Here is a 26,050-nt window from a genome sequence, read left to right on the forward strand (position 1 = left end):
GCAGAAAATCTTTCCCGATCAAGTGCCCTGCTGGATCGTTTTCGGGACGTCAGGCGCCATTCGGTTCGTCTCGCCGAAGGCTTGAGCGATGCCGATGCGACCGCGCAATCGATGGATGATGCTTCACCGACGAAATGGCATCTGGCGCACATCAGCTGGTTTTTTGAAACCTTCCTGCTGCGCGATCATGTCGCAGGTTATCAGCTGTTTGATGATGCTTTTCCCTATCTGTTCAACAGCTATTACGAAGCCGAAGGCGCACGGCATGCTCGCCCGGAGCGAGGTTTGCTGACCCGTCCGTCACTGGCAGAAGTGATCGATTATCGCACCCATGTCGACAGCGCGATGGTGGAGGCTATGGAGGGATTCTCCGAAGAATTGCTCGATCTGGTCGAACTCGGTTTGAATCATGAACAGCAGCATCAGGAATTGCTGCTTACGGATATTCTTCACCTCTTCTCCCGCAATCCCTTGAAGCCCGCCTATTCCAGCATGGCTCCTGTCTCTGCATCCGAGCCCGGACCATTGCAATGGATCGAGGGCAGGACCGGCATCCAGCAGATCGGACATGATGGTCAGGGCTTCGCCTTTGATTGCGAAGGTCCGCGCCACGACGTGCTGCTGCATCCGCATGCGATCGCCGATCGTCCGGTCACCAACGGCGAGTGGCTCGAGTTCATTGAGGATGGGGGTTATCGCGAAGCCCGCCACTGGCTGTCCGACGGCTGGGCCTGGGTGCAACAGGAAGGAATCGACGCGCCGCTTTACTGGAACCGGATATCTGATCCGGAATGGGCTGAGTTCGGACTGTGCGGCAATCAAAGTCTCGACCAGTTCGCACCCGTGAAGCATGTCAGCCATTATGAAGCGGATGCCTATGCCACTTGGGCGGGGGCACGCCTGCCGACCGAAGCCGAATGGGAGGTGGCAGCGAACAATGGCCTACCCAATAGCGGCGCCGTCTGGGAATGGACCGGCAGCGCCTATCTGCCCTATCCCGGTTTCAAGCCTGCCGATGGCGCGGTTGGTGAATATAATGGCAAGTTCATGTCGGGCCAGTCTGTCCTGAAGGGCGGCAGCACCGCCACAGCGCCGAACCATATCCGGCCCAGTTACCGGAATTTCTTCTATCCCCACCAGCGCTGGCAGTTCTGCGGACTGCGGCTTGCAAAAGACCTTTGACGTAAAGGATTATCCCCCATGGACATGACCACTTCGCTCGTCGATCATAGCTTTCGCAAGGACGTCAGGCGCTGCTTTGAACAGCAGACTTATGCGATTCCGGCACGCTGGCTTTATGATCGCCGCGGATCGGAATTGTTCGAGGAAATCACAGAGCTTCCGGAATATTACCCGACGCGCACGGAGACACAGTTGCTCAAGGCAAACGGGCCTGCCTTTGCAGCATCAGTGGGACCGAACCGGGCGGTGATTGAATTTGGTTCCGGCAGTTCGGTCAAGACCCCGCATCTGCTGAAAGCAATCGATCCCGCGGCTTACGTACCGATCGATATTTCCGGGGAGTTTCTCGAACATAGCGCATCGCTGCTGCAGGCCGAATTTCCAGACCTGCCGATATATCCGGTCGAGGCCGATTTCATGAAGCGGGTGGCGCTGCCCGAAGCCGTCGCGGACATGCCGAAACTGGGCTTCTTTCCCGGCTCGACCATTGGCAACATGATTGCCCGGACCTCGGTCGACCTGCTGCGCTTCATGCGGGAAACTTTGGGTGAAGGCGCTCAGCTTCTGATCGGTATTGACCGGATCAAGGATATTCAGACACTGATTGACGCCTATGATGATGCTGCCGGCGTGACGGCGCAATTCTCGCTGAATCTGCTCCACCGGATCAACCGCGAACTGGACGGCGATATACCCTGCGATAAATTCCGGCATGTGGCTGTCTGGAACGACCTTTATGCAAGGGTTGAAATCTATCTGGAAGCGCAGGCCGATGTACGCTTCTCGATCGACGGACATGTCCATGAAATGGTTCAGGGCCAGAAAATCCATATCGAGAACAGCCATAAATATGGCCTGCGCGATGCCCGGCTGATGCTGCGGGCTGGCGGCTGGACGCCGTTGCACGAATGGAGCGACGAGCAGGACCATTTCACGCTAATGCTGGTAGAAGCCCACCCGCTCAAATATGCACCCTAGCGCCTATTTTGCTGGCGATGCTGCATTTTCAAGCTTGCGATATTTTGCCCGCCAGACGGTGATCCATTCATAGGCTCCGCGGCACTCATCCATCGCACTGGCATCGGTCATGCGGAATCTCTCTCCGTCCCAGACATAGCTTTCGGCGCTACCGCAATCGCCAAGTCCTCGGCCCTTGCCATAGCTGCTGAGCGTTTGCTCCCGTTCGTCCCAGCCGGCGTTAACCAGCAGAGGCTGACTGCCTTCGCCGCCCCATTTCGGCTGGCGATCAAATTCGGCCGGTTTAAACGTCCACCCCTCAGGACCATCTTTACGATGTTCTCCGATATAGGGCGCGCTGGAGAAATTATAGGCGCCCGAGCCACAGGATATCAGCACCAGTGCCCGGTATAAATCACCGCGTCTGCCGAGCGGATAGGCTTGATCTTCGACCAGGCCATAGCGCTCATCCTTGCACTTTGAATCTTCAGCCAGAGCGACCAGGGCATCGGCTTCGGGGACCAGACTTGCGCTCTCCCATTGGTCTACAATGATCATTGGCACTTCGACATTTTCGGGTTTAAATGTTCGCGAACCACGGGAAACCAGCGCGGTGTCGGTACCGGCACGCCTTTGCTTCTCGTCAATATAGCGTAAAGCGGCTGACGAACCGGCGAGCGAAGCGCGGGTGAGGTTTTCACCTTTGGGACCCTTTATGACCACAAGCTTCCCTTTGATGATCGCCTGCGCAACCTTCCGGGCATCCTGGCCAACAATCTCGATCGGATAGTCGCCCTGAACTATCGGACCGGTATCGACCAAATCGCCATCGATCATCATCCGGTAGCGGTCCATGCCCTTGGCTTCGAACTGGACGCGAATCTTGAAAATATCATCGCTCCGTGCTGACCGAACGATCGAAATTGGGCCACCCCAGTCATCAAAACCGGCGCCACCCTCTTCCGACATCAGCGAAACGGCCTGGCAATTGCCGCCATTGTCGCAGCCTGCGGTCCAATCCTTGAAGGTTCGGATTTCTCCAAGCTGCGGAACCGGTAGAGCGGTGGCAGCGACGGCTGTCGCCAATATTGCGGCAATGAAACTGATAGGGGACATAATTGCAATCTAGCCAGTTTGACCGACAATCGCTAGTGACTTGTTCAACCATCAAGAATAGCTCGAAAGGCAGGAAATGAAAGCAATTGGCATAATCGGATCGGGGCAAATGGGTGCAGGTATTGCACAGGTCTCGGCTCAGGCAGGCTATCATGTCTATCTCTCGGATGTTAGTTTGGAGATTGCCGAAAGCAGCAAGGCCGGTATCGCCAGGCAGCTGGCGCGGCTTGTCGAAAAGGAAAAAATCGAGCAGCAGGCGGCTGAGACCGCTCTCGGCCGGATCGAACCCATTGTTCAGCTTGATCCCATGGCCAACGCCGATATCATCATCGAAGCCGCCACCGAGCGCGAAGAGGTCAAGCGCCAGATTTTCGCCGCCGCCTCCGAGGTTCTTGGCCACCAGGCAATACTCGCGAGCAACACGTCATCGATTTCGATCACCCGGCTGGCGCAGTCGGTCAAAGATCCGTCGCGCTTTGTCGGTGTGCATTTTTTCAATCCGGTGCCACTCATGGGCTGGTTGAAGTCATCCGCGGACTGGCGACCAGCGATCAGACCGCAGCCATGGCCAGCGACTTTGCCAAGGCCGTCGGCAAGACTCCGGTCATGGCCAAGGATTCTCCCTGTTTCGTCGTCAATCGCATTCTGCTGCCGATGCTCAACGAGGCCTTTTTTGCGCTCGGCGAAGGCACAGCGTCGATGGAGGATATTGACCGGGGGATTCAACTGGGCCTCGGCCATCCGATGGGGCCGATCACGTTGGCCGATCTGATCGGGCTCGATACGTTGCTGGAAATCCTGCGCGTGCTGCAAAATGACTTTGGCGACCCGAAATATCGCCCCGCTCCGATCCTGATGAAATATGTCGAGGCTGGCTGGCTGGGCCGCAAGACGGGCAAGGGCTTTTATGATTATTCAGGCGAAGTGCCGGTCCCGACGATGTAGGTGCAAAATCTTTCGAGATGACCAGTCGGGGATGAAGAGCAGAAAAGACCAATCGCCCGCTGAGAAAATCGGAGCGAACATATAGAGGATGACACGGCGTGAGCGACGAAATCAGAGACTTCAGAATTGACATCCCGAAAACGGCACTGGACGATCTGGACATAAGGCTCCGCCATGTGCGCTGGCCTGATCCGGAGCCGGTTGATGACTGGTCGCAGGGCATCCCGCTCGACTATGTCAAGACGGTCGTCGAACATTGGCGAACCAGCTATGATTGGCGGCGCTGTGAAGATGCGCTCAATCAATATAGTCATCATCTGACCGAGATTGACGGTGTCGATATCCACTTCATGCATATCCGCTCGCCGGAAGCGGATGCGCGGCCGCTGCTGATGACCCATGGCTGGCCGGGTTCGATTGTCGAGTTCATGGATGTGATCGGCCCGCTGACCGATCCGGTTGCCTATGGCGGCGAGGCGAAGGACGCCTATCATCTGGTGGTGCCCTCGCTGCCGGGATTTGGCTTTTCGGGTAAGCCGACCACCACTGGCTGGGGCATGGAAAAAATCGCAACCGCATGGGACACGCTCATGACCCGGCTCGGCTATGACCGCTATTTTGCCCAGGGCGGCGACTGGGGCGGGATGGTGACATCCGTCATCGGCGCGCAAGATCTGGGGCATTGTGCAGGCATCCATGTCAATCTGGTCATTGTCGGTCCCCCTTCCGAAGAGATCATGTCCAATCCGACGCCGGAAGAGCAGGCATCGCTGGTGCATTTTGCCACTTATCAGGAACAGGGTTCGGGCTATGCCGAAATCCAGCGGACCCGGCCCCAGACCCTCGGCTATGGTCTCGCCGATTCTCCGGTCGGTCAGATGGCCTGGATCATGGAGAAATTCCAGGGCTGGGCCGACGATGCCAAGGCCCCGGATGACAATTTCGACTGTGACCGGTTGCTCGACAATGTGATGATCTACTGGCTCAACAACGCCGGCGCATCCTCGGCACGCCTCTACCGAGAAAGTTTCGGCGCGCCCAATATCGATCCCGTCAGCATACCCTCCGGCTGCAGCATTTTTCCCAACGAGATTATCACCCCCTCGCGCCGCTGGGCGGAGCAACGGTTCAAGAATTTGCGCCACTGGGGCGAGCTGGAAAAGGGCGGTCATTTCGCGGCGATGGAAGTGCCGGAGCTGTTTGTGCAGGAAGTGCGCAGCTGTTTTGCCGGGATGGAGCTCTAGCGGCACGTGCTTTCCCTGATCACCCGGCGGCTGATGACGGCGATCCCGACGCTGCTGGTGATCATATTGGCGTCTTTCTTCCTCATGCGCCTCGCGCCCGGCGGGCCGTTTGACGGGGAACGTCCGCTCGACCCGGCAACGCAGGCGGCATTGCAACAGGCTTATGGTCTGGATCGGCCACTCTGGGAGCAGGCGTGGCTCTATATTTCTCGGCTGGTGCAGGGGGATTTCGGACCTTCGCTGGTCTATCGCGATTTCACCGTATCGGAACTGATCGCGCAGGGGCTGCCGATTTCCCTCACCCTAGGCGGTCTGGCGATCATGCTCGCGCTGATAATCGGCGTGACAGCCGGCCTGTTTGCTGCCGTGCGAGCGGGACAGGCGGCAGACAAGGCGATCATGATGCTGGCAACGGTCGCCACTGCGCTGCCGACCTTTGTCACCGGACCGGCCCTGGCCTTGTTCTTCGGGCTGTGGCTCGGATTGCTGCCGGTTTCTGGCATGGGAGACGGAGGCGCCTGGCTGATCATGCCGGTTGTCGCCCTGGCGCTGCCAGTATCGGGAGCCATTGCCAAGCTCACCCGCGCCGGACTGGCCAGCGTGCTCAAGCAGGACCATATCCGCACCGCGCGGGCGCGCGGTCTTTCCGAAACCAAAATCCTGTTCAAACATGGACTCCGGCCAGCGCTGGTTCCGGTGGCGAGCTATCTCGGTCCGGCAGCGGCGGGCCTTTTGACCGGGGCAGTCGTGGTCGAAACGGTTTTCGGCCTGCCGGGTCTCGGGCGCTATTTTGTCCAGGGCGCGCTCAATCGCGACTATCCGCTCGTACTCGGCGTGGTGACGCTCTACGCCGCGCTGATCATATTGTTCAATCTGTTTGCCGACCTGATATACGGCTGGCTCGACCCCAGAATACGGGAAGGGTGAGACGTTGCTGAAACATCATTTCCCGCTTGTTCTGGTGCTGGTGATTGTGACGCTGGCTCTATTGCTGCCGTTCTTGTTACCGTGGAGCTATGACCAGATCGACTGGGATGCCGTCCGCTCACCGGCATTTAGCGGCTCGCATCTTTTCGGGACGGATGAAATCGGCCGAGACCGCCTGGCGCGGCTGGCAGCGGGCACCCGGATCACGCTGATGGTCGCGATTGCAGCGGCGCTGGTTTCCCTGATTGTCGGCATCGCCTGGGGCGCCACCGCAGGCTGGATCGGCGGCAGAGTCGACGAAGCGATGATGCGCATAGTCGACGGCCTGTACGCTCTGCCCTTCATGTTCATCGTCATCCTGCTGATGGTGGTGTTCGGACGGTCAATATTGCTGGTCTTCGTCGGCATCGGACTGGTTGAGTGGCTGACCATGGCGCGGGTGGTCCGCGGGCAGGTGATGGCGCTGAAACAGCGGCCCTTCATTCTCGCCGCCGAAGCGGCGGGTACACCCTCAATCGCGATCATCCTGCGCCATATTTTGCCCAATATTGCCGGTGTCGCGCTTGCCTATCTGATGCTGACCGTGCCGCAGGTGGTGATGGTCGAGAGCTTCCTCTCCTTCCTCGGTCTGGGCGTGCAGGAACCGCTGACCTCGCTGGGTATATTGGTGAAAGAAGGTGCCGACGACATGGATATGGCACCGCTCGGCCTGCTGCTGCCCGGCGGCTTGCTGGTGCTGATCCTGGTCTGCCTGACGATAGAAGGCGAACGACTGAGAGACCGTTTCTCATGAGCCTTTATGAGATCCGAAACCTGGCCGTGGATATTGCCGGCAAGCGGCTGGTTGAAGAAGTCAGTCTGGCTGTTGAAGCGGGGAAATGCACAGCGATTATCGGTGCATCCGGTTCCGGGAAAAGCCTGACCTGCCTGACACCGTTCAGACTGACTCCCGGGATCGCTTCCGGAGCGATGATATTGGATGGTATCAGTATCGGTGATGCTGACGCCCAGCAGTTGCGCGATGCGCGCCGCCGGCTCACCGGATTCATATTCCAGCAGCCATTGACCGCGCTGACGCCGCATCTTTCTATCGGCGCGCAATTGCAGGAAGCGACGATGCAGGCCGGAGCAGCGCGGCCATCCCGCCAGGAGCTGGCGCAGAAGCTTGAGCGCGTAGGTCTGTCCCGGCCGGACGAGCGGCTGGACCAGTTCCCGCATCGCCTGTCCGGTGGCGAACGCCAGCGAGTGATGATTGCCGCTGCCATCGCCCACAGTCCCAAATTGCTGATCGCCGACGAACCGACCAGCGCGCTGGATGCGTCCCTGCGCGCGGAGATCATGGATCTGCTGGATGAATTGCGTGCCGAGCAAGGAATCGGAATGCTGCTGGTCAGCCATGATCTTGCTTCGGTCCGGGAGCATGCGGATCAACTGGTTGTGATGGAGAAGGGACGGTTGGTGGAATCCGGTCCGGCTGGCGCTTTGATGGCCAATCCTGCGGAAGATTATACCAAGCGTCTGATTGCCGCCACTCCCCGTCTTGATGAGCCACTCCCAAAGCTCAGCCATCCTCGTGAGCCGTTGCTCGAAACCGTGCGCATTGGCGTCGAGTTCCATCGCCCCGGCTGGCGACGCGGCAATATCCGCGCGGTGGTTGATGCCAGTATCATCGTACGACAGAGCGAATCTGTGGCCCTTGTCGGCGGCTCCGGTTCCGGAAAATCAACGCTCGGGCGCGCCATTGCCAGTATCGGCCCGGTGACCGACGGTGAAATCCTGTGGCAAGGAACCGCGCTTCCCGAGCGCGGCAAGCGCGATCTGGAAATGCGCCGGTTGATCCAGCCGGTTTTTCAAGACCCGGTCGCCAGTCTCGATCCGCAATGGCGGGTCAGCGACATCGTGACCGAACCGCTGCGTAACCTTCGGCTTGATCTGACAAGGACCGAATGGAATGATCTGGCGCGACAAGCGTTATCCAATGTCGATTTGACGGACGATTTTCTGAGCCGCCTGCCAGCCAGTCTCTCGGGTGGCCAGGCGCAGCGGGTGGCGATTGCGCGAGCGATTGTTGCATCTCCGCAGCTGCTGGTGCTGGACGAAGCGACATCGGCGCTTGATCCGCTGGTCGGAGCGGAAATTCTCGACCTGCTTCTCCGGCTGCAGGTCGAGAATGGTTTGAGCTTGCTGGTCATCACCCACGACATTGCCGCCGCGCGCCGGTTGTGCCACCGGATTGCGGTGATGGAAGAGGGGCGGATCGTTGAGACGGGTGATATGCAGGCGGTCATTGACGATCCCCGGCATCCGGCGACACAAAAGCTTATCACCGCCAGTTAAAAAAGGGGCCACCCGGTTATCCGAATGGCCCCCTTTTTCAGCGTGGCTTTTGTGAATTTAGAAGGATACGCCGAGAGTGAAAACGATCGCGCTGTCGGTAAAATTGTTGATCGAAGGCGCGTCGGTATCGGTATAGGCCAGTGTGGCGGTCAGATTGTCGGTGATCGCCCAGTCCACACCGAGCATCCAGTCAACATAATCATTCACGCCGAGAACACCCGCTGGATTGCCCAGTGATCCTTCATTGATGCCGATATTGGCGTTCAATGTGATCGGGGTCTCCGGAATTCCGGCCGAAACACCGGTGTAGATGTAGACATTATCCGAATTGCCCAAGCTGTCCTGACTCCAGGCATAAGCGATGCCGCTGGTGACTTCGACCGGACCGACTGTGCCGGACACTGAAGCATAAGGCTCGAAATAGTCGCTCGGTCCAGCTGCTCCGTCTTCACCATTGGGGTAGAAGTAATAGAGCAGTCCCACGTCAAGGGTCAGGCCGGATGTTACTTCACCGGACCAGCCGCCATAGATATCCAGTTCTGTATGACCATATGTAGGGCTGTCTTCGATCGAAGATCCCCATGTGCCGATATAGAAGCCGCTATCGTGTGCTACGTCAATACCGCCCTGGATGGCGATGTCGCCGTCGGAAAAGGACAGGCCACGGAAGCGATAATCTGATGTTACCGCAGCATTGCCCGACACTGTGATTCCGCTGGAAGATTCACCTTCCTGAGCAAAAGCTGGTGCGGCCGTGCTGGCCAGCAAGATGGCCGAGAGGCCGACGATTGTTGACTTGGCTTTTCCGCCAAGGTTGATTTTATTGGACGTGCGCATGGAAATCCCTTTCTCGTTAATGCGTATCGCCCCTCCTGATATTGCTTCGGCTGTTTTTTTATTGCGCCAGATGCCCCGAACGCGAACAGTCTCTAAACAACTGCAGGAAAGCTGCTCTATATTATTGCGCTGTACAAGAAAGAAAACGACAGGAACGATGACATAGTTCAAAAATGTTGCACTTGCGCCACATACGGGTTTTTGGTCGCTTAAAATTTAGGCGGATTTTGTCCGTGGTGACTAATAAAGCGCCATTTGGAGATTGGCAGCTTGATCACCACAACTTGATATTGCGCCTTTGCCTCACTCGGTTGGTGTCGATTCTGTCAGGGGCATAGTCGGTTCGGAGCCGGCTTCAAGCGTGAAGGTTCCACCCTTTGGCAGTGACCGGATATGAACGTCCCGTTGCGGGAAGGGGATCTCGACCCCATGTTCCTTGAACAAATCCCATACCCGTTTCAGGATCGCTGCCTTGAAATTGCCAACCCCGGATTGCGGATCCTTGATCCAGCAGCGGATTTCAAAATTGACACTATTATCGCCGAATTCCAGCATCCAGACGACCGGCTTGGGATGATTGAGCACCCGTGGTACGTCGACGCAAGCCTGTTTCATCAGATCAATCGCCTGATCCATGTCGGTATTATAGGATACACCTACCGGGATGCTGATCCGGACATTGGGACTGGAGTAAGACCAGTTTTCCACTTCCCGCGTCATGAGATCCTCGTTCGGGATCAGATGTTCCTTGCCTTCCCGAGTGAGAACCGAGACCGCGCGGACACCAATCTTGTTGACCCAGCCATAGGTGTTGCCGACCGCGATCACGTCACCGGGCTTGATCGAACGATCCATTAACAGGATGATTCCGGCGATCAGGTTACCAATTGTCTTCTGCATGCCGAAACCGATGGCGAGGCCGAAAGCGCCGGAGAAGACGGCCAAGGCAGTGAGGTCGATCCCGACCACGTCTAGGCCCAGAACAAAGGCGCCGGCCAATATCGCGACGGTGGCGAGTTTCTGGCCCAATACCTTCTGCGCGCCATCCAGTTCGCTGTTGCTGATGATATAAGCGACCAGCTTCATAAGCACGCGGGCAACCGCGAGCAGGATCACGGCAGTCATCGCCAGGGTCACGATCCAGAGCAGCGAAATCCTTCTCGAGCCGATACCGAAACCAACCTTGTCCAGAGCAAGGGTGATTGGTTCGATTCCGCCAACCAGGCCCGATCCGATACTCACGAACAGGGCCAGACCAATGAGTGTACCCAACCAGTCCGGCATTCGCACACCGCGGATCAGGTCATTGGCAAACAGGCCGACCGTTATGGCAATGGTGAGAGAAAAGACGACCTGGGCGATCAGATGCCAGGGATAGAAAGCCAGGAAAATGCCGCACAGGATGAATGTGGTTGCACGCCGGGTCATGTCACGGATACGCCGACCGGCGAGTTCGCTCTCATAGCCCGCGCGCGCTTCCCAGAGGTGGCGCAACTTGGGGCCGATATATTTGCTGAGATACCAGCCGGCGGTCAGGGCCAGCATGACCAGTCCCGCGGCCACGGCGCCTTCGATATATTGGACGTTGCGGGGTGTGTCAGGAGTCAGAGATTCCAGATATTTGAACGCATTGTCGATCATGGTTTTGCACTGTGGTAATGTTCAAAAGCTTTGGCAAGGTCCGCTATCAGATCATCCGGGTCTTCCAGTCCGATATTCAGCCGCACCAACGGGCCTTTCCCGGTCCATTCGGTTGCGGTGCGATGTTTTTCCGGATCAACCGGCAGCGCAAGGCTTTCGAAACCACCCCAGCTATAGCCGATGCCGAATAGAGTCAGCGCATCGATGAAAGCGGCGCGGGACCGGTCGTCACCATCCGATAGCTCGAAGGAAAACAGGCCTGACGCTCCGGTGAAATCACGTTTCCATATTTCGTGACCCGGACAATCCGGCAGGGCAGGGTGAAGGACCAGGCCGACTTCGAGCCGTTCTTTCAACCAATGGGCGATTTTAAGAGCGCTGGATTCATGCTGGCGCAGCCGGACGTCGAGCGTCCTCAATCCCCGCGCAGCGAGATAGGCGTCATCCGGTGAGACCACCTGGCCCAGTTGCTGGGCTGTGCGCCGGAGGCGGGTCCAATATTTGCTGTGGGTGGTGACCGCGCCCATCATTACATCGCTATGCCCGACAATATATTTGGTTGCGGCGGTTATCGCGATATCGACACCATGTTCCAGCGCCAGGAAGAAGCGCGAAGTCGCCCATGTGTTGTCGAGGAGGGTGATCACGCCCGCCGCACGCGCCGCCTCGCAGATCGCCGGCACGTCCTGAACCTCGAAGGTCAGGCTGCCGGGGCTTTCCAACAATATCGCCTTTGTGTCGGGACCGAAGAGATCGGCGATGTCGGCGCCGATCAACGGATCATAATAGCGCGCTGTTATCCCCATGCGTTTAAGAAAGGCATCGGCGAAGCTGCGGCTGGGGTCATAGCTGCTGTCGGTGAGTAATATCTCGTCGCCCGGCTTCAGAACCGCGAGGAGCGAACAGGAAATGGCGGCAACACCGGAAGGATAAAGCATGGTGCCGGCGGCGCCGGGCTCCATTTCGGTCAGCGCTTCCGCCAGTGACCATTGGGTCGGAGAACCGCGACGACCGTAGAAAAAACGGCCATCATCGTTCGACGTCAGGCCTTCCCGGAGATGAGCGACATCGTCATAGAGATGCGTGCTTCCGCGCCATACGGGCGGATTGACCACGGCTCCGGTCCATATTTTCCGGCGACCACCGGTAACGACCTGAGTCGCGGGCTTTTTTGAACCAGAGCCGGTATCGGCCAATTAAAGTTCCAGCAGTGCTGGCATATTCAGACGGTTTCTTTCGGGGTGTCCGCATCGGCGCCCCATTCGGACCAGCTGCCGTCGTAGAGCGCGGTTTTGTCAGCTCCCGCGAGCGCCGCAGCAAAGGATATAACCGCTGCCGTGATCCCCGAACCACATGTCGTTACAAGCGGCTTGGAGAGATCCACGCCGGCGTCGCTAAAGACGGCCTTGATTTCATCGACGCTTTTCCATGTCCCGTCGGCGTTGAAAAAGTTGCTGTGCGGGATATTGGTCGAGCCGGGGATATGGCCGGATGCGGTATTGCCGCGCGGGTCGGGCGTTTCGCCGCTGAACCGGTCGGCGGGACGCGCATCGACAACCTGTTCATTCTTGCTGTGCAAATTGGCGAGCATATCCGCCTTGGTGCGGATATCCTTGTCGTCTTTCCAGACGGTGAAATGACGGTGGCGCAACGCTTCCTTGCCGGTTTCAAGCGGCCGACCTTCGGCTTTCCATTTGGCAATGCCGCCATCGAGAATCGCAACTTCATGCGCGCCAAAAATGGTCAGCATCCACCAGGCGCGGGCTGCGGTATTGAACGGACTGTCATCGTAAAGCACCACACGGCTGCCATCGCCCAGACCGAGTGACTGCATCCGGCTGGCAAATTTCTCGGCTGGCGGGAGCATATTGTCGACCGGATTGTTGGTATCGGTCAAATCACTGAGATCCATGAAGACTGCGCCGGGGATATGGCCGGCTTCATATTCGGCTGCAGGATTACGTCCCGCATCCGGCATGAATTTTGTCGCGTCCACGATCCGCAGATCAGACGCGCCCAGTTCGTTGGCCAACCATTCGGTCGTTACCAGCAATTCCATATTAAACTCCTCATGCCCGCAATTATTTGCGCTACTCTAACCGCCGTTTAGCGACTCGATTTCAAGGCGTCGAGGCTATAACGCATTGCTCTGCGAATCCACCGCTTATGTGCTTTTTCTGCATGACATGATGTTACGGTAACATCTGAATCGCGACACGATCAATATCGACCACTTATATTCCCCCGGAAGGTTCAATTCATGGCGAGCGGGCGGTGACCGAGCGGAGCAAAGCTGCGTGGTCCCAGATCCAACCGAAACGGCGCCATTTTGGGGCGTAGCGGCTGGTGTTCCTGACCGACAAGATAGGCAGCGGTCTGAATATGCTGGGTGCCGGATACATCGGTAAATTCAATCGCAATCTGCACCAGCGGCACGAACAAGGCCTGTGACTGGAACTGAATCGGGCGGATACCCGTCAACGGGATGCGAAATTCTGCGACAATTTTCTCGGTTTCTCCAGTCGGGAGATTGGGAACCTCTGCCAATGGGGATAAATCGGCCAAAACGGGATCGCCAGCGCCATGGTTCTGCGCCTGTACCATGGCTCCACTGACCCTGATGCCCGTCAGATCGTCACCGCCATGGTTGGAGAGGGTCAGTTCGAAGCCCAGCACCGCATTGATCAAAGTCGCATTGGCCGAATGTGGCTGGAAGCCGATGCTGAGGGCAGCCACAGGCAGGATTGGATCGGGAAGGGTGGCGATGTCGCTAGGCAGGCCGGCTGTGGCGCGCTCAGGATCGGTGACAGTCGTTTGCTTCGGCGCAGCATGGCGGCGGGCCCGCCAAAGAAATAATGCGCCAAGCAGGACGAACAGCAGAAGCCCCAGCACCAGGAGTTGCCAATCACTGGTCTCAGTCTCCGGTAAGGGCTCTGTGAGGGTTGCCGTCGGGGATGAGAATATATCAGCCGGCGTGGTTGTGGATTCCGGACCATCGTCTGTATTGATTGCAGGTTCTGCCGGGGCAGAGCCGGTTTCGGATGCGGGTTTTTCCACTTGGGCATCTGGTCTGCGTCGAGTTGGCTCGATCGTCGATGGCGGTTGATCGGCTCTTCTGTCGATAGCGGCAGGCTTGATCGCCGGGCTGGCGGATGGGGAAGTGCTCAATGGCGTGGGCGGTTTCGCGGGACTTGTTCGCGGTGTGACGATGGTCGGCTCGGCAAGTGGAATGTCGGCGTCGACGGGACCTTGCAAGACTTTCTTCGCTGGCGTGCTGCTTGGTCCGGGCGGCAGCGAATAGCTGTCCACCGACGGTTGGCTTTGCAGAACAGGCAATGGTTCGTCGATCGCCGATTGTGCCATGGCGACAGAGCTCGGGGACAGACCCAAAGCTGCGCCGGTCAAAAGGGCGTGGAACCCGATATGTCTGATGGTCTGAAAAACGGCTATTTCCCTGCATTGTTTCAGATCGGAATGCCGCCCGACGCGCTGAACCGGCGATGAATGCAGCAGGGGTGATGACATGAAGCGCCCCGTGCACTAGATAATCTGCATGACCGACAAACCAACCTCTCCGCCAGCTCCGAAATTTCTCGGCAAGACCAGTCCGATGCCTGCTTCTCCCGAAGAGGCGATACTCGACTATGTCCCCAATCCGCGCGTTGGCGAGCTCTATCTCACGCGCTTTGCGGTACCGGAATTTACCTCGCTGTGCCCGGTAACCGGTCAGCCGGACTTTGCCCATCTGGTGATCGACTATGCACCGGATCAAACCATCGTCGAATCCAAGTCGCTCAAGCTGTTCCTTGGTTCGTTCCGCGACCATGCCGCCTTTCACGAGGATTGCACGGTCGGCATCGGCAAGCGGCTGTTTGACGAAATGAAACCTCAATGGCTGCGGATCGGTGGCTACTGGTATCCGCGTGGCGGTATACCGATCGACATATTCTGGCAATCGGGTGAGCCGCCCAAGGGCCTCTGGATACCGGATCAGGGCGTCGCGCCCTATCGTGGCCGTGGCTGATGAAGCATAAATTCTACGGCGGGCCGCTGTCGCTCTATTCCGGCAAGGCGCGGGCCTATCTCGATTGGAAAGGGGTGGATTACGAGGAAATCCTCAGCACCACCGAAGTCTATAAAACGATCATCGTTCCCAAAGTCGGCCGTCCTGTCATTCCGGTGATGGTAACCGGAGATGGGGAAACGCTTCAGGACACAACATTGATCATCGACCATTTTGAAGCGAAGATCGGCGGACCGTCCGTCTATCCCGATACGCCGAAACAGCGGCTGGTGGCTTTGCTGATGGAAGTGTTCGGTGATGAATGGCTGGTGATCCCGGCCATGCACTATCGCTGGAACTATAATGAGGAATGGGTCTACGGCGAATTTGGCGCCGTTGCAGCGCCTGATGCCAGCCAGGAAGAGCAGCTGGCAATCGGCCGCGAGCGCGGGCAGACGTTCAAGGGTTTTTGCCCGATATTGGGGATTAACGAACAAACCATCCCCGCGATCGAGGCCAGCTATGAAGCGCTTCTGGCCGACCTTGACCGGCATTTTTCCCAATATGATTATCTACTGGGGTCGCGGCCCTCGATTGGCGATTTTGGCCTGATCGGGCCGCTTTATGCCCATTTGTATCGCGATCCCGCATCGGGCGAGATCATGAAACGGCTGGCACCGAAAGTTGCCGAATGGGTCGAGCGGATGGTGGATGTGCAGCAGCCTTTATCCGGAGAATTTCTGCCCGATGACGAGGTTCCGGAGACATTGGTTCCGGTGCTGGAAAGAATGATGACGGAGCAAATGCCCTTCCTTCAGAAAACCGCCGACATTTTTGCCGCCTGGGCCAGAGCCAATCCGGATATGGAGATTCCGCGCGCTGTCGGAATGACGGATTTCACCATCGAGGGTGTGACCGGACAACGGATCGCACCACCGTTCAGCCTGTGGATGTTGCAGCGACCGCTGGACTATTATCGCCAGTTGGAAGAATCCGACAAATCAGCTGCGGAGGAATTTTTGTCGACAATCGACGGCGCCCTGGCGTTTCGGGATTTCACGATGGAGCGGCCGTTGGCGTTCGAAAACTTCAAGTTGATATTGCACTAATATTACGAACTGCCGCCATTTTTTGGAACAGAAAATCAGTTTGCCCTATCAATCGGCCGCCGCCAATCTTATATATTACTGATATGAGCAGCGTTTCACATCATCACAGCATTGCCATCGAGGCATCCGACATTGATTTCATGGGACATGTAAACAATGCCAACTACCTGACGTGGGTGCAGGACGCAGTGGTAGCACATTGGCAGAAATTTGCCCCTTCCGAAGCTGTTGCAGCCCATCTCTGGGTAGCAATCAAGCACGAGATTACCTATCGCAAGCCCGCTTTTCTGGATGATGACGTTATCGCCGAAGTGTTGCTCGAAAAAGTGCACGGGGCACGGGCATTTTACAGCACGATCATTCGTCGTGGCGAAGAGGTGCTTGCCGAAGTGCAATCGAGCTGGTGCTGTATCGATGCCGATACCTTGCGCCCGACCCGTCTGGCGAAAGATATCGTCGCCCGTTTTTTCGGGTAGAAGGTTGAAGCGTTTCAGTCCGCTGGCGCAGCAATAACGAGCTGGCTAGCAGACCATCAACGCATCAGCCCGCCGATCAGGTTGCGCACGAAGCGTCCGGCAACCGGCCCGGCAAGATCGGTAACCACCGACCCGACTGCAGAAGTCACGCCTGACCGCATCGGGTCCGCCCGGGATTTTTTACCGAGCATCGTCGAAGCCGCCATACCTGCTGCTGACCCCACGGCGACCTTCGCACCGCGGCTGAAGGCTTTTTCCCAGATGCTTTTGGTCTTGCGTGAGCGCTTGCCAACTTCTTCTTCGCCTTTTTCCTCAACTTCCCGCGCGGTTTCCGTGGCGTCGATGACTTTTTGCGCCAGGATCTCCTCGGCACTATTTCTGTCTATCTCTTCGTCATATTTGCCATCATAGGGCGAGATCGAATTGATGATCGCGCGTTCCTTGACCGAAACCGGTCCCAGTCGAGAGCGGGGCGGTTTTATCAGGGTCCGCTGGACAATCGATGGCGCACCGTCTTCCATCAAGGTTGACACCAGCGCTTCGCCAACGCGCAATTCGGTAATGGCTTGCTCGACATCCAGATCGGGGTTGATGCGGAAAGTATCGGCAGCCGCCTTGATCGCCTTTTTGTCGCGCGGGGTGAAGGCGCGCAGGGCATGTTGCACCCGGTTGCCGAGCTGGCCAGCAACCTCTTGAGGTATATCAACGGGGTTCTGGGTAACGAAATAGACGCCAACGCCCTTGGACCGGATCAGGCGCACGACCTGCTCAATCTTGTCCTCGAGTGCCTTGGGTGCGTCGTCGAACAGCAGATGGGCTTCGTCGAAGAAGAACACCAGCTTCGGCTTTGTCGGATCACCGATTTCCGGTAATGTTTCGAACAGTTCGGCGAGCAGCCAGAGCAGGAATGTCGCATATAGTTTCGGGCTGCGCATCAGCTGATCGGCGGCGAGTATGTTGATATAGCCGCGTCCCTGATCATCGCATTTGATGAAATCATCAATTTCCAGAGCGGGTTCGCCGAAAAACTGGCCTGCGCCCTGACTGTCCAGCTGCAGCAACTGACGCTGGATTGCGCCGACGCTGGCCTTGCTGACATTGCCATATTTGGCGGACAGTTGCTTCGCATTTTCTGCCGTATAAGCGAGCATCGACTGCAGATCATCGAGGTTCAGCAGCAGCAATCCCTCTTCATCGGCAAAGCGGAAGACAATATTCAGCACGCCTTCCTGCGTGTCGTTCAGGTCCATCAAGCGAGCGAGCAGCAGCGGCCCCATTTCCGAGATCGTGGTCCGGATGGGATGGCCCTGTTTGCCATATAGGTCCCAGAAAATTGCCGGATTGTCAGAATAGGCATAGTCGCTCATTCCAAGGTCCTTGGCACGTCCTTCCAGCTTGTCGGCATGTTTGAATTGCGAGGAGCCGGCCATCGAAACGCCGGAGAGGTCACCTTTGACGTCGGCAACAAAGACCGGCACGCCATTGGCGGAAAAGCTCTCGGCAAGCCCTTGCAAAGTGACGGTTTTACCAGTGCCGGTCGCTCCGGCAATCAGTCCGTGCCGGTTGGCTCGGGACAGATTGAGGCTTTGCCGTTCGTCACCGCCCAGTCCGAGAAAAATTTCTGTTGCATCGGCCATTGGCGGATCCCTTTACTCATATTGCAAGTTTGAGCTTCGACTTGACGCAAAAAAAAGGCCGGCGTCAAGCACCGGCCCTTTTCTGTTACATGTGTTTAAACGCGCTTAATCGTCCTGCAGGCGCACCGCGACAAATTGCGGATCGCGAGCGCCGCGACGGACCTGTAGCAGCACTGCTTCGCGATTTGACCGTTTCGCATTGCTGATGGCCTGATCCAGTTCGGCCGCGCTCGTCACAGGTTGGCGGTTGACGCTGGTGATCAGAAATCCGCGCCGAATTCCTTTTTGGCCGGCATCGCTGTTCGGATTAACCGTGGTTACGACAACACCTTTTTGCGTCGACGGCACACCGATCTGCCGTGCGATTGCCGGAGTCAGATCGATCACAGACAATCCCAGTGCATCGGCGGTTGCCTGCGCGCTGGTGCCATCGTCATCCTGACCCATTGCATTATCTTCGGCATCAGGATCGAATGTGCTTCCGGCCAGTTCCTCTTCGGATGGACGTTTACCAAGCTTTGCATTGACCTTGATGGTCTTGCCGTTGCGGATCAGCTCGATCGGAACTTCTGTGCCAATCGGCAGATTGGCAACCAGATAGGACAGGGTCTGGTCCGGTGTAATGGCCTTGCCGTGCACCTTGGTGATCACGTCACCTGCCTGAATACCGGCTTTCTGTGCCGCTTCACCGGGTTCGACCCGCTGGACGAATTCGCCGCGATTTTTTTCCAGACCGAGTGAGTCGGCCAAGTCTTCCGAAAGGGCGCTGATCTGCACACCAAGATAACCGCGCTCGATTGTCTGGCCGGCTTTCAGCGTTTCGACGATCGGAGCAGCGACTTCTGCGGGGATAGCAAAGCCGATGCCGACATTGCCGCCGGTTGGCGAGATAATCGCGTTGTTGATGCCGATGACATTGCCGTTGAGGTCGAACATTGGCCCGCCACTATTGCCGCGGTTGATCGATGCATCGGTTTGCAGGAAACGATCATAAGCGCCGCCCTGTCCAGTGTTCCTGTGGATCGCAGAAAGAATGCCTGTGGTCACAGTTCCGCCAAGACCGAAGGGATTGCCGATGGCAATGACCCAGTCGCCAACCCGGGCGCCAGTGCTGTCGCCAAATTTGACGAATGGCAGGGGCTTATTCGCCTTGATCTTGAGTACCGCGATATCGGATGCCGCATCGCGGCCAACCAGTTCGGCTTCATATTCGGTACGATCCGGCATGATCACGGTGATGGATTCGATAGTCGCGTTGCGGTTGCCCGGTGCCACCACATGGTTGTTGGTTACGACATAGCCATCGGCCGAGATGATGAATCCGGATCCCAGCGATTGTGCCTCGCGGGTTTGCCCCCCACCGTTGCCGCCCTGACGATTGCCGAACAGGCCGTCAAAAGGCGTGCCCGCAAAAGGATTGTTGTTGGTCACCCTAACGCGCTGGGTGGTCGAAATATTGACCACAGCAGGCTGCAATTGTTCTGTCAGATCCGCAAAGCTCATCGGCGCGCCTGCGCGCGGCACGACATTGCGCATCACCGAGCTGTCATTGGCGGCGGTTTGTGCTCCAGCCGGGACGACGCCGGTCAGGGTTGCTGCACTGCCGGCCAAAAGCAAAGCTGCTGAAATTCCGTAAGAGTAACGCACTATTATCTTCCTCTCAAATTTTTGGCTGAGCAAATGAATATCTGCCGCCAAATCCGTTCAAAATCGCGGAATTAATGGCGCAATTTTCATGAACGGAAATTGAATATTAGCATATTTGTCCGCCGATCTTAAGCGCAGAACTGCGAGACATTTCCCATCCAAGCCTATTTGGGTGCGCCACAGCCCTTTCGCAAGCTGCGAAATATCATTTGGTCGAAAAAAAACGACGTTGAGCAGAAAAGACGACAAATGTAGTCGGTGGGCTTTCACCGGCGACTATCGGCCCCGGAACTGACGCAGATATTCATTGTCAGGCGAAAGCACGAACGAACTTTGCGGATCATTCGGACCACCACCCTGGAATGTCGTTTCATAGCTCTTCATGGCGCGGTAGAAATCATAGAAATTCGCATCCTTGCCAAAGCTTTCTGCATAGGTCCGGGCGGCGCTGGCATCGGCTTCAGCACGAATGATCTGCGCCTGCTTTGCGCCTTGCGCACGGATGGTCCGCGCTTCCTGGTCACGCGCGGTCCGCATCCGTTGATAGGCGCTGTCGAGTGGCGTGCCGTCGGGCAGGTCGGCGCGCTTGATCCGCACGTCGACAATCTCCGCACCATATTGGCGCGCAACCCGGTTGAGACCGGCCTGGATATTGTCCATCACCTGGCCGCGTTCCGGACTCAGAAGAGCCGCAAACGGACGCTTGCCGAGTTCGTTTCTCAGGGCCGAGCCTAGAATTGGTCGGAGTTCCTCAGAGACGCGCTCTTCGCTGCCTGCAGCGATATACATGCGCAGCGGATCGGTGATCCGGAAGCGGGCAAAGGCATCAACCTGCAAGCGCAGCTGGTCGGTGGACAGCACTTGCTGCTGTTCCATCTCGACGTCGCGGATACGCTTGTCGATCCACACGATCTGTTCGAAAAACGGAATCTTGGCGATAAGACCCGCACCGGTTTCGCCAAAGGCTTCCCCGGACTGGTAACGATTGACGATTCGCTTGGGTTCACCAAGCTGGACTACGACGCCCTGCCGGGTTTCCGGCACGATGACGATAGTGTTGAGCAGGATGAACAGCGCGGCGATGATGATTACGCCAAGCGCAACGGGATTTTGCATTATCCGTTTCATTATTTGCCCTCCACGGTTGTAATCGCGGGTTGCTGCGCGCGTTTCTTCAGTTCCGGCAGGGCCAGATAAGGCGTCACGCCTTTCACTTCGACCACCGTCTTGTCGACCTTGGACAATACGCGCTCCATTGTTTCATAATACATCCGCTGTCTCGTCACCGTCGGAGCAAGTCGATATTCTTCGTAGACCTTGTCAAAGGCGGCCGATTCACCCTGCGCCTGGGCGGTCAGCTGTTGTGCATAGGCACGCGCTTCGTTGAGATAGGTTTGCGCTGTCTGCTGCGCGGCGGACACTTCCTTAAACGCATCGTTGACCGCAGCGGGGGGATCGGCTTTCTTGATGGCGATACCGCGAATGACCACGCCAGCGCCGTAGCCATCGAGCAGCTGTTGCATATTCTGTTCGACCTGCTGTTCGATTTCGGTCCGTTCGGAACCAATTGTGTCATCCAGCGTGAAATTGGCCACGGCTGCCCGCATTGCGGCTTCCGCGACTTCCTTGATCGTTTCTTCCGGTTCGGCGATCTGGAACAGGAACAGTTCCGGCGCCTTGATATTCCAACGTACCGAATAGGCCAGATCGACGATATTCTGATCGCCGGTCAGGATCAGCTTTTCGGATTCTCCTTCGGGAATATCGATCGTCCGGATGTCCTCGACGTCGAGTTTGACGACTTGCTCCAACGGAGTGGGAAGGGAAAAGTGCAGGCCAGGCTGCAGGGTTCGCGAATAGGAACCCAGAAATGTCACGACGCCGCGTTCCTGCGGGCTGACACGGTGAATACTTGTCAGCAATACCCAGAGGATGATGAAGCCGATTGCCATGAGAGGCCACCAGGACCGTCCGCCGGGACGCTTTGGAATGCCGCCCTTGAAACCACCGCCAGTGCCCTTTTTGAACAGTTCTTCGAGAGAACCGGCACCCTTGCGGCCGCCACCGGAAGATCCGCCAGGAGGGTTGCCCCACGGGTTGCGGGGACCGCCGCCGTTGCCACCATCATTGCCGCTGTCGCCGTTATTGCCCCAGGGGCCGGACATGTTCAATATTGAGCCCAAAATCGATTTGCGGCGCGCTTCACCGTTAATATTATCATTCATAGTTTCTTTATAGGTAGCACGCCGCCAGAAAAACAGTGTCAATCCGAGAAAAGTGTAACTATGTCGATCCGATGACCGATATTTCCACAATTGAGACAGCGCTCGACGGCGTTGCCAAGGGCCGTTTCAGCGCCGTAAAATACACCGAAGGCCGCGTCACTCTGGTGCTGAACGTCGGCGGATTGGACGTGCGTGAGCGTGGCCAGATCGAGATTGCCGTCAAGGGCAGCCTGCTGGCCTTGGACGGTGTCGAGAAAGTCGACATCGCGATGACAGCCGAGAAAGTCGAGCGCCGTCTGATCGCCGTGGCCAGCGGCAAAGGCGGGGTCGGCAAGTCGACGCTTTCCGCCAATCTGGCAATTGCCATGCAGCGCTTGGGCCGCAAGGTCGGGATGGTGGATGCCGATATATACGGGCCGTCGCAGCCGCGCCTGCTTCACTGCGAGGGGCAGCGTCCCGAAGCCGAAGGCAAGCAGCTGATTCCGGTGCCCAATGACTATGATGTGCCGGTGCTGTCGATGGGCCATCTGGCGAAACCCGGACAGGCAATCGCCTGGCGCGGACCGATGGCGGGCAAGGCGCTCGAGCAGCTGATCGACGCGCATTGGGGTGATGTCGAGGAACTGATCGTCGACATGCCGCCAGGCACCGGCGATGTACAATTGTCGATGATGCAGAATCACAAGCCGGTTGGCGCGGTGATCGTTTCGACGCCGCAGGACCTGGCACTGATGGATGCCACCCGTGCGGTCGATCTGTTCAATCAGGCAAAGATTCCGATCATCGGCATGGTCGAGAATATGGCCGGCTATCAATGCCCGCATTGCGGCGAAGTGAGCGATCCTTTCGGGGCAGGCGGTGCCGAAGCGGCTGCGAAGACAATGGGCATGCCCTTCCTTGGTCGTATTCCGCTGGATATCGAAATTCGCAAGTCGAGCGATGGCGGAACGCCACCGGCTTGCGGCGATGATGTGCACGGACAGGCTTTCCGTGATATTGCCAAAAAGCTCGCGACATGGCTGGATAACCAATAGAGCGGAGAGAGGGCGACATGCTGCTGGAAAAAGATCAGGACATAGCGGGATTGCTTACAGCGACGCGGCGCATCGCTCTGGTCGGAGCGTCGGCGAAGCCTGAACGAGCAAGCAATCGGATATTCAAATTCCTTCTCGAACAGGGTTATGACGTGGTGCCGGTCAATCCCGGCCTCGCTGGCCAGCAATTGCATGGAGAGACGGTGGTCGAATCGTTGTCCCTGGTCACGGGCGAGATTGATATGGTCGATATTTTTCGCAACTCAGCCGCTGCCGGTGATGTGGTCGACGAGGCTATCGCGGTGGGCGCGAAATCGGTCTGGATGCAGCTTGGCGTCATCAACCAAGCTGCGGCCAGACGTGCAATCGAAGCGGGCCTCAAGGTTGTCATGGACCGTTGCCCGAAAATCGATATTCCCCGGTTGGGCCTGCTGAAGTAACTCCATGGCGGTTGAAACAGACAAGGACCGGGTCGAAGAAACATCCACTGGATTGAACCGTCGCAAATTCCTGATCGGAGGCGGCGCGGCAGCCGGTCTGGTGGTAGCATGGGCAATATGGCCGCGCAGCTATGAGCCCAATATTGCCGCGACCGAGAATGAGCAGATCTTTGGCGCTTTTCTGAAAATATCCGAGAATGGGCAGGTTACGGTGGTCGTGCCGCAAAGCGAAATGGGGCAGGGTGTCTATACCGTTCTGCCGCAAATTCTCGCCGACGAACTGGGTGCGGACTGGCGAACAGTCGCGGTTGAACCCGCACCGATCAACCCGCTTTACAACAATAGTCTGCTGGCCGAGCAATGGGCGGATAGCCTGATGCCCGCAGGCACTGAAAAATTGTCCGAAAATGCCGCATTTCGATGGGTTGCGCAGAATGTAAAGATCCGCGAGAAATTCATGGTGACGGCAGATTCCACTTCAATCCCTGCTTTCGCGGCCAGTTTTCGCGAGGCCGGAGCAGCAGCGAGAATATTGCTGACCAAGGCGGCAGCGGCCCAATGGGATGTTGCCTGGGAAGCCTGCACGGTCGAAAATGGGATTATCTCCCACGGCGGCAAGACATTGCGGTTCGGGGAACTGATCCGCGATGCAGTCACCCAGACCTTGCCGGATCCCGTGCCGCTGCGACCAGCCGGCACCGGCAATTTGACCGGACAGGACGTTCCCCGCCTTGATTTGCCTAGCAAACTTGATGGATCTGCCAATTTTGCCGGTGACGTCCGGCTGCCGGACATGGTTTTCGCCGCAATCCGGCAGGGTCCAATTGGCGAAACCCGCCTGAAATCCTTCAACCGCGGCGGGGCCAGCAAGATCACCGGCTTTATCGACGTGGTCAAAGGCGAAAAATGGATCGCCGCTGTCGCCACCAACTGGTGGGCGGCCAACCGGGCATTGGACAAAATGAGCCCTGTGTTCGAAACCAGAGGCTTCATGGCCGATAGCGACAAGATCGACACGGCTTTGCGCAAGGCACTGGATGACGGGCCGGGGATTCGCTTCATATCTCGCGGTGAAACCAAGGGCATGTTTACCGAAGAGAATCTGTTACAGGCTCGCTATCACGCCGATGCTGCGCTGCATGCGCCGATCGAGACGCGGACGGCGACCGCGGAATATAAGGATGGTGGTCTGGAGCTGTGGATGGCCACCCAGGCACCAGCGGCAGCAGTTCAGGCGGCTGCCAAAATGCTGAATATCGGTCAGGACCGCGTCACCCTTTACCCGATGCTGAGCGGCGGCTCGTTCGACCGCAATCTCGACAATGAAATCGCCGGGCAGGTAGCGCTGATCGCCAGGAAAATGGGCCGGCCGGTGCAACTGGTCTGGTCCCGGGCCGAAGATTTGATGCACGATCATTATCGGGCGCCAAGCCAGGCACGGCTGGATGCTGCCATGGCCAAGGCTGGCCGCGTTGAAGCGATGCAGATCAAGATTGCCGCTCCGCCATCGGCGCGGGAACAGGCCAGACGCCTGTTCGACGGGATGGGCAATGTAGAAGCGATGCGGTCTTCCGTCGGCGAAGCGGATAAAAAGGCGGTGGCCGGTCTCGACGTGCCCTATGATATTCCCAATCTGACCGTCGATCACCATAGCGCCTTCGTCGGCGTGCCGACCGGCAACTGGCGCAGCAACGCCCATAGCAGCAACGTCTTCTATCTGGAATCGTTCATCGATGAGCTGGCTGCCAAGGCTGGTATCGAGCCCTTGTCCTTTCGCATGCAGATGATGAACAACCAGCCGCGGCTTGCCCGTTGCCTGACCAGTGTTGCTGCCATGTCCGGTTGGGATGGCGGTCTGGAGCAGAGCGGTCAGGGCATCGCCTGTCACAGTATGCGCGGTGGCTATATTGCCGTTATTGCAAGCGCCAGCAGGGGTGGCAGTGGTCTGGAGGTTCGCCGCATTTCGGCTACGGTCGACATCGGCCGGATCATCCATCCCGATATTGCGCGGCAACAAATTGAAGGCGGAATTGTCTTTGGACTGGCGATGGCGCTTGGGAGCGCGACCCGGTTTGAAAAGGGACTGCCGACGGCCAAGCGTCTGCGCGACCTGTCGCTGCCGCGACTGGCCGAAATACCGCCGATCCAGATTGAATTTATCAGAAGCGAAGAAGAGCCCGTCGGTTATGAAGAGCTCGGTGTTCCCGCTGTTGCACCTGCAGTGGCCAACGCCTTGTTCTCGGCAACCGGCGTCCGGCTTCGGCAATTACCACTTTTCGGGGAAGTATCCTAA

23 protein-coding genes and 1 pseudogene are annotated in these 26,050 nt (G+C 57.6%); 14 read left to right on the top strand and 10 right to left on the bottom strand.

From position 1 onward, the window contains the following. Window positions 1–27 precede the first annotated feature (27 nt). Together egtB and egtD are read left to right on the top strand one after the other, a co-directional pair. Complete coding sequence (egtB, locus tag AZE99_RS02625; protein WP_067203212.1) at window positions 28–1,182, top strand: ergothioneine biosynthesis protein EgtB; 1,155 nt, start codon at window positions 28–30, stop codon at window positions 1,180–1,182. A gap of 18 nt (window positions 1,183–1,200) precedes the next feature. Beyond that, window positions 1,201–2,160: an L-histidine N(alpha)-methyltransferase gene (gene egtD / locus AZE99_RS02630; RefSeq protein ID WP_067197861.1), complete on the top strand. Its 960-nt coding sequence runs from the start codon at window positions 1,201–1,203 to the stop codon at window positions 2,158–2,160. A 3-nt stretch (window positions 2,161–2,163) separates the two neighbouring features. On the opposite strand, the gene AZE99_RS02635 is transcribed toward egtD, so the two are convergent. Further along, on the bottom strand, window positions 2,164–3,255 hold the full coding sequence (locus tag AZE99_RS02635; RefSeq protein ID WP_067197862.1) for a DUF1176 domain-containing protein: 1,092 nt from the start codon (window positions 3,253–3,255) through the stop codon (window positions 2,164–2,166). Window positions 3,256–3,364: 109 nt separating this feature from the next. Between AZE99_RS02635 and AZE99_RS16520 the strand changes: the two are divergent. The 6 genes and pseudogenes from AZE99_RS16520 to AZE99_RS02660 all read left to right on the top strand — a co-directional run. Next, a pseudogene (locus tag AZE99_RS16520) lies at window positions 3,365–3,813 on the top strand (3-hydroxyacyl-CoA dehydrogenase family protein); the annotation flags it as partial. 6 nt (window positions 3,814–3,819) lie between these two features. Beyond that, window positions 3,820–4,200 carry a 3-hydroxyacyl-CoA dehydrogenase family protein gene (locus tag AZE99_RS16525; protein ID WP_443027827.1) on the top strand — a complete coding sequence of 127 codons (381 nt, stop codon included), beginning with the start codon at window positions 3,820–3,822 and terminating at the stop codon, window positions 4,198–4,200. Window positions 4,201–4,298: 98 nt separating this feature from the next. After that, window positions 4,299–5,444: an epoxide hydrolase family protein gene (locus tag AZE99_RS02645; protein ID WP_067197865.1), complete on the top strand. Its 1,146-nt coding sequence runs from the start codon at window positions 4,299–4,301 to the stop codon at window positions 5,442–5,444. A gap of 6 nt (window positions 5,445–5,450) precedes the next feature. Further along, entirely contained in the window at window positions 5,451–6,371 is a 921-nt protein-coding gene (locus AZE99_RS02650) for an ABC transporter permease (protein ID WP_067197866.1), read from the top strand. Window positions 6,372–6,375: 4 nt separating this feature from the next. Beyond that, complete coding sequence (locus AZE99_RS02655; RefSeq protein WP_197460232.1) at window positions 6,376–7,164, top strand: ABC transporter permease; 789 nt, start codon at window positions 6,376–6,378, stop codon at window positions 7,162–7,164. Continuing rightward, window positions 7,161–8,708, top strand: a complete 1,548-nt coding sequence (locus tag AZE99_RS02660; protein WP_067197868.1) for an ATP-binding cassette domain-containing protein — start codon at window positions 7,161–7,163, stop codon at window positions 8,706–8,708. Before AZE99_RS02655 ends, AZE99_RS02660 begins: the two co-directional genes overlap by 4 nt. Window positions 8,709–8,765: 57 nt before the next feature. On the opposite strand, the gene AZE99_RS02665 is transcribed toward AZE99_RS02660, so the two are convergent. The 5 genes from AZE99_RS02665 to AZE99_RS02685 all read right to left on the bottom strand — a co-directional run bounded on the left by AZE99_RS02665 (window position 8,766) and on the right by AZE99_RS02685 (window position 14,711). After that, window positions 8,766–9,545: a TorF family putative porin gene (locus AZE99_RS02665; RefSeq protein WP_067197870.1), complete on the bottom strand. Its 780-nt coding sequence runs from the start codon at window positions 9,543–9,545 to the stop codon at window positions 8,766–8,768. Window positions 9,546–9,848: 303 nt separating this feature from the next. Then, on the bottom strand, window positions 9,849–11,186 hold the full coding sequence (locus tag AZE99_RS02670; RefSeq protein ID WP_082788206.1) for a mechanosensitive ion channel family protein: 1,338 nt from the start codon (window positions 11,184–11,186) through the stop codon (window positions 9,849–9,851). After that, on the bottom strand, window positions 11,183–12,382 hold the full coding sequence (gene metC / locus AZE99_RS02675) for a cystathionine beta-lyase (RefSeq protein ID WP_067197872.1): 1,200 nt from the start codon (window positions 12,380–12,382) through the stop codon (window positions 11,183–11,185). Before metC ends, AZE99_RS02670 begins: the two co-directional genes overlap by 4 nt. A 26-nt stretch (window positions 12,383–12,408) precedes the next feature. Continuing rightward, complete coding sequence (gene sseA / locus AZE99_RS02680) at window positions 12,409–13,245, bottom strand: 3-mercaptopyruvate sulfurtransferase (RefSeq protein ID WP_067197874.1); 837 nt, start codon at window positions 13,243–13,245, stop codon at window positions 12,409–12,411. Window positions 13,246–13,439: 194 nt separating this feature from the next. After that, entirely contained in the window at window positions 13,440–14,711 is a 1,272-nt protein-coding gene (locus tag AZE99_RS02685) for an LPXTG cell wall anchor domain-containing protein (protein WP_067197875.1), read from the bottom strand. A gap of 28 nt (window positions 14,712–14,739) precedes the next feature. Here AZE99_RS02685 and queF point away from each other — a divergent pair, with 28 nt between their 5' ends. The 3 genes from queF (at window position 14,740) to AZE99_RS02700 (ending at window position 16,774) form a co-directional block, all read left to right on the top strand. After that, window positions 14,740–15,210 (top strand): preQ(1) synthase, encoded by a 471-nt coding sequence (queF, locus tag AZE99_RS02690; protein WP_067197877.1) that lies wholly within the window; start codon window positions 14,740–14,742, stop codon window positions 15,208–15,210. Continuing rightward, on the top strand, window positions 15,210–16,298 hold the full coding sequence (locus AZE99_RS02695; RefSeq protein ID WP_067197879.1) for a glutathione S-transferase family protein: 1,089 nt from the start codon (window positions 15,210–15,212) through the stop codon (window positions 16,296–16,298). Before queF ends, AZE99_RS02695 begins: the two co-directional genes overlap by 1 nt. Before the next feature lie 83 nt (window positions 16,299–16,381). Further along, window positions 16,382–16,774, top strand: a complete 393-nt coding sequence (locus AZE99_RS02700; protein ID WP_067197881.1) for an acyl-CoA thioesterase — start codon at window positions 16,382–16,384, stop codon at window positions 16,772–16,774. 56 nt (window positions 16,775–16,830) lie between these two features. Here AZE99_RS02700 and AZE99_RS02705 read toward each other — a convergent pair whose 3' ends face one another. From AZE99_RS02705 to hflK, 4 genes are all read right to left on the bottom strand, one after another. Further along, window positions 16,831–18,411 (bottom strand): helicase HerA-like domain-containing protein, encoded by a 1,581-nt coding sequence (locus tag AZE99_RS02705; RefSeq protein WP_067197883.1) that lies wholly within the window; start codon window positions 18,409–18,411, stop codon window positions 16,831–16,833. A gap of 105 nt (window positions 18,412–18,516) precedes the next feature. Beyond that, the gene (locus tag AZE99_RS02710; protein ID WP_197460233.1) at window positions 18,517–20,058 is read right to left on the bottom strand and encodes a Do family serine endopeptidase; all 1,542 of its coding nucleotides are present in this window, start codon (window positions 20,056–20,058) and stop codon (window positions 18,517–18,519) included. A gap of 276 nt (window positions 20,059–20,334) precedes the next feature. Further along, a complete protein-coding gene (gene hflC / locus AZE99_RS02715) occupies window positions 20,335–21,186 on the bottom strand; it encodes a protease modulator HflC (protein WP_067197884.1) in 852 nt (283 codons plus the stop codon). Next, on the bottom strand, window positions 21,186–22,223 hold the full coding sequence (gene hflK, locus AZE99_RS02720) for an FtsH protease activity modulator HflK (RefSeq protein WP_067203221.1): 1,038 nt from the start codon (window positions 22,221–22,223) through the stop codon (window positions 21,186–21,188). The genes hflC and hflK overlap by 1 nt, the downstream gene beginning before the upstream one ends. A gap of 131 nt (window positions 22,224–22,354) precedes the next feature. On the opposite strand from hflK, the gene AZE99_RS02725 reads away from it, so the two are divergent. Genes AZE99_RS02725 through AZE99_RS02735 form a run of 3 tightly spaced genes read left to right on the top strand, consistent with a single transcriptional unit; the run spans window position 22,355 to window position 26,050 of the window. Next, the gene (locus AZE99_RS02725) at window positions 22,355–23,317 is read left to right on the top strand and encodes an Mrp/NBP35 family ATP-binding protein (RefSeq protein ID WP_067197886.1); all 963 of its coding nucleotides are present in this window, start codon (window positions 22,355–22,357) and stop codon (window positions 23,315–23,317) included. A gap of 17 nt (window positions 23,318–23,334) precedes the next feature. After that, window positions 23,335–23,757: a CoA-binding protein gene (locus tag AZE99_RS02730; RefSeq protein ID WP_067197888.1), complete on the top strand. Its 423-nt coding sequence runs from the start codon at window positions 23,335–23,337 to the stop codon at window positions 23,755–23,757. A 4-nt stretch (window positions 23,758–23,761) separates the two neighbouring features. Continuing rightward, entirely contained in the window at window positions 23,762–26,050 is a 2,289-nt protein-coding gene (locus AZE99_RS02735) for a xanthine dehydrogenase family protein molybdopterin-binding subunit (protein WP_197460234.1), read from the top strand.

Origin of the sequence: Sphingorhabdus sp. M41 (assembly GCF_001586275.1) — a bacterium.
GTDB lineage: Bacteria > Pseudomonadota > Alphaproteobacteria > Sphingomonadales > Sphingomonadaceae > Parasphingorhabdus.

Excerpts from the sequence above, each read along its gene's own strand:
- egtD (WP_067197861.1), top strand. The coding sequence starts at position 1,201 with ATGGACATGACCACTTCGCTCGTCGATCATAGCTTTCGCAAGGACGTC.
- AZE99_RS02635 (WP_067197862.1), bottom strand. The coding sequence starts at position 3,255 with ATGTCCCCTATCAGTTTCATTGCCGCAATATTGGCGACAGCCGTCGCT.
- AZE99_RS16525 (WP_443027827.1), top strand. The coding sequence starts at position 3,820 with ATGGCCAGCGACTTTGCCAAGGCCGTCGGCAAGACTCCGGTCATGGCC.
- AZE99_RS02660 (WP_067197868.1), top strand. The coding sequence starts at position 7,161 with ATGAGCCTTTATGAGATCCGAAACCTGGCCGTGGATATTGCCGGCAAG.
- AZE99_RS02665 (WP_067197870.1), bottom strand. The coding sequence starts at position 9,545 with ATGCGCACGTCCAATAAAATCAACCTTGGCGGAAAAGCCAAGTCAACA.
- AZE99_RS02670 (WP_082788206.1), bottom strand. The coding sequence starts at position 11,186 with ATGATCGACAATGCGTTCAAATATCTGGAATCTCTGACTCCTGACACA.
- sseA (WP_067197874.1), bottom strand. The coding sequence starts at position 13,245 with ATGGAATTGCTGGTAACGACCGAATGGTTGGCCAACGAACTGGGCGCG.
- AZE99_RS02685 (WP_067197875.1), bottom strand. The coding sequence starts at position 14,711 with ATGTCATCACCCCTGCTGCATTCATCGCCGGTTCAGCGCGTCGGGCGG.
- queF (WP_067197877.1), top strand. The coding sequence starts at position 14,740 with ATGACCGACAAACCAACCTCTCCGCCAGCTCCGAAATTTCTCGGCAAG.
- AZE99_RS02695 (WP_067197879.1), top strand. The coding sequence starts at position 15,210 with ATGAAGCATAAATTCTACGGCGGGCCGCTGTCGCTCTATTCCGGCAAG.
- AZE99_RS02700 (WP_067197881.1), top strand. The coding sequence starts at position 16,382 with ATGAGCAGCGTTTCACATCATCACAGCATTGCCATCGAGGCATCCGAC.
- AZE99_RS02705 (WP_067197883.1), bottom strand. The coding sequence starts at position 18,411 with ATGGCCGATGCAACAGAAATTTTTCTCGGACTGGGCGGTGACGAACGG.
- hflC (WP_067197884.1), bottom strand. The coding sequence starts at position 21,186 with ATGAAACGGATAATGCAAAATCCCGTTGCGCTTGGCGTAATCATCATC.
- hflK (WP_067203221.1), bottom strand. The coding sequence starts at position 22,223 with ATGTCCGGCCCCTGGGGCAATAACGGCGACAGCGGCAATGATGGTGGC.
- AZE99_RS02725 (WP_067197886.1), top strand. The coding sequence starts at position 22,355 with ATGACCGATATTTCCACAATTGAGACAGCGCTCGACGGCGTTGCCAAG.
- AZE99_RS02730 (WP_067197888.1), top strand. The coding sequence starts at position 23,335 with ATGCTGCTGGAAAAAGATCAGGACATAGCGGGATTGCTTACAGCGACG.
- AZE99_RS02735 (WP_197460234.1), top strand. The coding sequence starts at position 23,762 with ATGGCGGTTGAAACAGACAAGGACCGGGTCGAAGAAACATCCACTGGA.